This is a genomic window from Candidatus Limnocylindrales bacterium, from assembly GCA_035559535.1.
Lineage (GTDB): Bacteria > Moduliflexota > Moduliflexia > Moduliflexales > JAUQPW01 > JAUQPW01.
Genome location: DATMBG010000041.1, coordinates 25,384 through 31,963, shown reverse-complemented (window position 1 = coordinate 31,963; position 6,580 = coordinate 25,384). Strand labels below are relative to the sequence as shown.

General features: G+C 46.3%; 6 protein-coding genes. 4 read left to right on the top strand and 2 right to left on the bottom strand.

Annotated elements, in window-relative coordinates:
• Positions 1-159: 159 nt before the first annotated feature.
• Positions 160-882: a CapA family protein gene (locus VNM22_14960; GenBank protein HWP48463.1), complete on the top strand. Its 723-nt coding sequence runs from the start codon at positions 160-162 to the stop codon at positions 880-882.
• A 353-nt stretch (positions 883-1,235) separates the two neighbouring features.
• Positions 1,236-1,415: a hypothetical protein gene (locus tag VNM22_14955; protein ID HWP48462.1), complete on the top strand. Its 180-nt coding sequence runs from the start codon at positions 1,236-1,238 to the stop codon at positions 1,413-1,415.
• Between the two features lie 55 nt (positions 1,416-1,470).
• Here the strand turns inward: VNM22_14955 and VNM22_14950 are convergent, their stop codons facing one another.
• The gene (locus VNM22_14950) at positions 1,471-2,304 is read right to left on the bottom strand and encodes a hypothetical protein (GenBank protein HWP48461.1); all 834 of its coding nucleotides are present in this window, start codon (positions 2,302-2,304) and stop codon (positions 1,471-1,473) included.
• 81 nt (positions 2,305-2,385) lie between these two features.
• On the bottom strand, positions 2,386-2,925 hold the full coding sequence (locus tag VNM22_14945) for a THUMP domain-containing protein (protein HWP48460.1): 540 nt from the start codon (positions 2,923-2,925) through the stop codon (positions 2,386-2,388).
• Between the two features lie 553 nt (positions 2,926-3,478).
• Between VNM22_14945 and dnaK the strand changes: the two genes are divergently transcribed.
• Positions 3,479-5,347, top strand: coding sequence for a molecular chaperone DnaK (gene dnaK / locus VNM22_14940; GenBank protein ID HWP48459.1), 1,869 nt, complete (start codon positions 3,479-3,481; stop codon positions 5,345-5,347).
• A gap of 22 nt (positions 5,348-5,369) precedes the next feature.
• Entirely contained in the window at positions 5,370-6,482 is a 1,113-nt protein-coding gene (locus VNM22_14935) for a J domain-containing protein (GenBank protein HWP48458.1), read from the top strand.
• Positions 6,483-6,580: the final 98 nt, after the last annotated feature.

Here is a 6,580-nt window from a genome sequence, read left to right as displayed (position 1 = left end):
GGGATCTGGAACTACTTGAAACGGGTTGAGTTGAAGAATTTGAGTTGTCAACATCTTTGTCAGTTACGGTATGAACTTCGTAAGGCTAAGGAACGTTTACGACATAAAATTCATGTGATCCAAGGTTGTATTAAACAGCTTAGATTTTATTAGATATTTATGCAAAGATCAGTAGAGACATTGCAAGTCCTCGATCGTTCCGGCATTGCCCATGCCGGTGCTGGCAGCAACCTTTCTGCAGCCCAAGCTCCTGCTTTCCTGACTGCAAAAGGGGTGCGGATTGGCATTGTAGCCTTTGCGGACTATCCTCTTGCCTGGGCAGCCACGGCAACATCACCGGGTATCAATTACACACCCATATCCACTGCTCCAGAAGATTTTGCTAAAGTAGAACATGCTTTGGAGGTAGTACGTCAGCAAGCGGATTTAGTTTTATTCTCTATCCATTGGGGACCTAATATGCGTTCCCGACCTACGAAAGCCTTCCGGGACTTTGCCCACAAGGTAATAACTGCAGGAGCTGACCTCTTCTGGGGTCATAGTGCCCACCTGGTTCAAGGTATCGAGTTCTACCAAGGGAAACCAATCTTATATGATACAGGGGATTTCATAGATGATTATGCCGTTGATCCAGAGGAGCGTAATGATCTGTCGGCCTTATTCTTAGTGAGGGCTAGACCCCCTCATATCGAGAATCTTGAGCTGATACCTGTCCAGATCAGCAATGAACAGGTAAACCTGGCAGAAGGAGAAGAATATGACTGGTTTGCCCAACGAATAACGACCCTTTGTGCGGAGATGGGTACAAAAGTGATAACCGAACCGCGTAAACTATCCCTGGTCGTTCCGCTTGAGGATCGTGAAGGAAAGGTTGCTAAATGATCGGAATCAGAAGTATCAGAAGTACTATCGTAGAAACCCTGGGGACTTACTCAATCCCTATGTTTTCTGGAGGAGAATTCTGTGGGCTATTTTCCAGTTAACCCCCCAGTGATAGATCCCTGGATTTGATCTTCTAGATCTTAACTTAAACCCTTAAATCATTCAAAACCTGGTATACTGTTTACTTAATCTTAATTTTGACTTTATAGAGCTACTTTCACTCCCCTTTCCCCTTGTGGGAGAGGGGGTTGGGGGGGTGAGGATAGAACGGTTATTCAGATCTAACTTTACAAAGTACCAATTAAGAAACTATTATCGGCTTATGAGCCGAATCTAAAGGGAGGGGACATGAAATGAAAGAATACCTTATACAACTCGAAGAAGTACGACACGGCTATCTTATTATAAAAGCTGAAAGTGCAGATGAGGCTAAACGTATTGCCCAGGAAAGAATCAGAGCAGGGTATTACGAACTGGATAAGAGTGGCGGTGTTAATATAATTCATGTAATAGAAAAAAACAAATCTTTATAAATTCTTATGATGAAGTGACGAAACAGGTAAAATTAACAGGGTTAATCCTGATGCATCAACTCTTTTTATTTTTTTGTGATTGGTAGGGAATTGGAATATACTCCCCAGAGGGTCGTCCTTGACCTGATTGGGGGTATAGGCTCATAAGCCTGAAAATTTCGTTAGGTAAATCGGCTCTTACAGGTAATCCTAACTCTTGTGCTTCCTTAAAACTGATCGGATAATCGTGGGTCCATCGTCCTTCTGTTAAAAGAGTAGCCAGATTCTCAGCTTTCTTTTCCTCCATCTGATTGCCTATCAGAATCTCTTTAACTGTTTGTCGGATCTGTGCCATAGCCTTTTTGGCAACATCTGCCAGGATGAGGGTCTTATCCTCTATTTCGGTAACAGGTTTTTGCTCTATCACTTTCAAAAGTGATGCAGCCGGGTACTCACCCAATTGAGGATCTGACGGTCCTAGCACAGCGTTCTCATCCATGAGAATTTCATCTGCTGCCAACGCAATCAGGGTTCCACCAGACATGGCGTAATGGGGGATCATGACAGTTACTTTCCCCTTATGGCGACAGAGGGCATGGGCAATTTGCTCAGCAGCCAGGACCAGACCCCCCGGTGTATGGAGAACCAGGTCGATGGGCATGTCATCTGGAGTCAATCGGATCGCTCGTAGAACCTCCTCAGAATCATTAATATCGATATATCGCATCAATGGGAATCCCAAAAAGCTCATGGTTTCTTGTCTATGAATCAAAATAATAACCCGTGAGCCTCGCTTCTTTTCCAGCTTCTGGAGAACTCTCATCCGATTCATCTCCAGGATTTTCTGTTTAAGAAAAGGGGTTATGGTAGAAGCTACAAGGAAAAACCAAAACAAATCGAGGATTCCCATAGTTAACTCCTTAACCTGTTCTTTAATAAATTAAATTACTCCAACGATTCTATCAAAGCTTCAAATCCTATGATCGAAAATTTAATCCAGTCGCAAAAAGGGATACTTCTGCAAATCTTCACGGGTCCAGAACGAAAGACCAGCCCGTTGTCCAATTGTTTCAATCACTATAATTGCATCCGGATCCTCAAAGGTAATATGACCTGGAGTTCCAGCCTTCTCTAAAGCCTCGAGTAAGATTTTATCCAGAAAACGTTCTTCATCAACACTGGAAAGTTTTCCTTTAAATCCACGGCGATGCATCCGCACATGAAATCTTTTTCCCGCTAATCGGGGGACCCATCCTAGAACAATTTCTTTAGCCTTAGCCTCGAATTCCTCAGGCAATTGGAAGGTAAAGGTATGGGTAACAGGTACTACTCGAGCCAGAAAAGAAAGAATACCAGGGTTTTTTGATATCCATTCTCGCAAGGTCTCCATCATGGAGGAAATATCCTCTACTTTCATCACTAAAACATTACGAAACTCTGTCCGGCTGACTGGTCCAAGTTCACCGAGGAGTTCACAAGCCGAGATAAAACCATGTTCATGAACGCTGATCACTACATTCCAGTCGTGCATTTTGTTTTCTCCCATTACCTGCTAAGCTAAATACTTGGGTAATTGGGGGATAATCCTATGCATCTCAGAGGCTCCACCCTCTTGATAAAGATTATCCCTTCAATCCTTATTCTGATTTCTTTTGCCATACATTTTATTTACGTTATTAAATTTCGCAATTATTGTGCCATTTTCGTAAGAAATGGGTTACAGATACTTATAAATCTTAAATGCTGGGGGGTTAGCTTTTAAGAGAAAAGCTTTTACTTTAAAGCTTTGGCATAATGATTGCGAAATTATTTTTTTAAACAACTAAAAGCTCAGAACTCTGGCAATTGAAAATGGCAGCGTTCTTTCTTTATCAGAATCTCAGGAGTTCTCCAAAAGGGCTTTCCCAAATCCAGTGAAAGAATTAATCCCAATTAATGGGGGGTGAGACCTAAACAGGTCGAAGTTGTCGACAGCCGCTTAATAAGGGGGTTGTGTTATTATATAACGGTTAAAGCGATTCCAGTAACCTATTCCTATAAATGATAGGACTTCTGGTAATTGCTTAGTGAAGGAGGATACAGGTATGGCCATTATTGGAATCGATCTTGGAACTTCAAATTCCGCTGCCGCGGTACTCCGTGGAGGGCGTCCGGTGATTATTCCCAGTGCTGAAGGCATTAGTTTGGGTGGTAAGGCGTTTCCCAGCTACGTTGCCATCACAGCCGATGGTCAGTTACTTGTTGGGGAGCTTGCTCGGCGACAAGCCGCAATGAATCCGGAGGGAACGGCTACTGCTTTCAAACGGCTCATGGGGCGACGTGAAATAATTCGGCTGCGAGGTCGAGAATTCTCGCCGGAACAATTGTCTGCTTTCTTGCTCCAAAAAATCAAACGAGATGCTGAGGCATATCTTGGTGAACCTGTCGAAAAAGCGGTCGTGACAGTTCCAGCGTACTTTGATGATAATCAGCGAAGTGCCACCAAAGATGCCTGTCGTATCGCGGGTTTAGAAGTTGCCCGGCTTGTTAATGAACCTACTGCAGCTTCACTTGCTTACGGACTTGATCGGCTTGGGCAGGATTTGCGAATTGCCGTGATCGATTTGGGTGGAGGAACCCTTGATGTTACAATCATGGAGTTTGGGAAAGGCGTATTTGAAGTAAAAGCAACCAGCGGTGACACACAACTGGGTGGTACTGACATGGACAAGCGGATTGTCGAATTTCTTGTAGAGCACTTTCAGCAGGAAACCGAGGTAGATGTGCGAAGTGACCCGAAAGCGATGGCACGCCTTCGTGAAGCAGCCGAGATTGCAAAGATCGAACTGAGCACCAGTACAACCACGCGGATTAGCTTGCCTTATCTCACTATTGCAGGTGGTATGCCTCGTCATCTAGAATTAGAGCTTTCACGTGCAGAACTGGAGCGCCTGGTCCGTCCCATCATTGAGCGGTGTCGTGGCCCTGTGGAGCAGGCACTAAAAGACGCTCACATGACCGCACGGGATATCGATCGTCTTGTATTTGTTGGGGGGCCGACGCGTATGCCGGTAGTGCGTGCCTTTTTTGAGGATTTGTTGGGTAGAAAGGCCGAGACAGGCATCGATCCCATGGAGTGTGTTGCTTCAGGTGCAGCCATTCAGGGTGGTGTGCTTACTGGTGAAGTGGGAGATATTGTATTGGTTGATGTGACACCCTTGACATTAGGTGTTGAAACGCTGGGAGGCATCGCAACACCCTTAATTCCACGCAATACTCCCATTCCGGTGAAGCGTACAGAGATTTTTACGACCGCTGCAGATATGCAGACTGCCGTCACGATCCATATTTTCCAGGGTGAGCGACCAATGGCAGCCGACAATATCAGCCTTGGTCAGTTTACCCTGGATGGTCTTCCGCCTGCACCCCGTGGTATTCCCAAGATAGAAGTTACCTTTGATATCGACTCGAATGGTATTTTGAGCGTTTCCGCAGTGGATATGGCAACCAAGAAGTCACAGTCCATCCGGATTACCGGTTCTACACGACTGCCAGAAGCGGAGAAGCAGCGCATGATCCAAGAAGCTGAACGTTACGCTGAAGAGGACCGCAGGCGCCGTGAAGAAGCTGAAAAACTTAATATGGCTGACTCCATTTGTTATCAGGCTGAGAAGATGCTCGCCGATTTTGGTGATAAGCTCAGTGTTGAGTTACGCAGTAAGATCGAAGCGTCTCTTCGTGAAACCCGTGAAGCCTACTCAAAGCGAGATGCTTCTCTGGCAGCTCAGCGCTCAGCTACCCTTCAATCCCTCTTACAGGAAGCCGGTAAAACACTTTATGGTCAAACCTCGTCATCGACCCAAAGTGGATCGCAAACCGGATCGAGTACAAGTACTCCTCAGGGTGAAGCATGGCCCGGTGGATCTGGCCCGCACGGTCGTGTTGTTGATGCAGAGTATACAAAGAAACCGTAATCTATAAACGGTAACTCTGGTTATGGCGTCCACACAACGCGATTACTACGAAATCCTGGGTGTTCCTCGTAACGCCGATGCAAAAACGATCAAGGATGCCTTTCGGACCCTTGCGCTGCGTTACCACCCAGACCGTAACAAAGAGCCTGGCGCTGCAGAGCGCTTTAAGGAGATTGCCGAGGCTTATGCGGTTCTCTCGGATCCCCAGAAACGTGCACAATATGATGCCGCTGGCTTTGCTGGTGTTTCTGGTTTCTCTTCAGAAGATCTCTTTGGTGGAATCGATTTCAGGGATATCTTCGGTGGACACGGTTTTGATTTTGACCTTGGATTTGATTTTGGTGAGAGTTTCTTTGATCGCTTCTTTGGCAAGCGGCCTCGCAAAGGGCCGCAACCTGGCGACAATATCGAGGTTGAGCTGGTGATTCCGCTTGAACGTGTGCTCACCGGTGGTGAAGAAACTGTTCGTATAAGTCGTCCAGTAACCTGTTCGACCTGCCAGGGTATCGGGGCGAAGCCGGGCACACAACCCCCTATCTGTTCTTCTTGTAAAGGGACAGGCCAGCGTGTTGAGAGTCAGCAAAAGGGAGGCATCACTTTCCGGCAGATTACCGCCTGTGGTACCTGTCACGGTCGCGGAACGGTAATTGATATGCCGTGCCCGGACTGCAAGGGACAAGGCAGGGTTGAGCGTGAGGAGACGCTGACCATCAAAATACCCCCTGGTATCGAGGAAGGAATGGCCTTGCGCATACCGGGCTACGGCCAGCCAAGTCGAGAAAGTGGAGGCCCTCCAGGTGATCTATATGTTGTCGTACACAGTGCCCCTGATCCACGCTTTGAACGACATGGTGCGGACCTCCTTCACAGGAAGACCATTCAGGTTACCGAGGCTGTACTCGGTACACGATTGTCCATCCCAACACTTGAAGAAGATGTTGAAGTGTTGATACCTCCAGGGACGCAACCAGATACCTTGTTACGCTTGCAAGGTAAAGGTTTGCCAGAATTCGGTGGTAAAAAGCGAGGGGATCTTTACCTCTCAGTCCAGGTGCACATACCGGAGCAACTCTCCCAGGATGAACGCAACCTTTATCAACGTTTGCGAACGCTGGAGAAAAGAAAAAAAAAGTAACCTTCCATTAATCCGCATTTCATGGAATAACCACAGAATCCCTTACTTTATGAAATACAAAGGGGTATTGATTCATTCTATAAAACTCCTAACAGGTA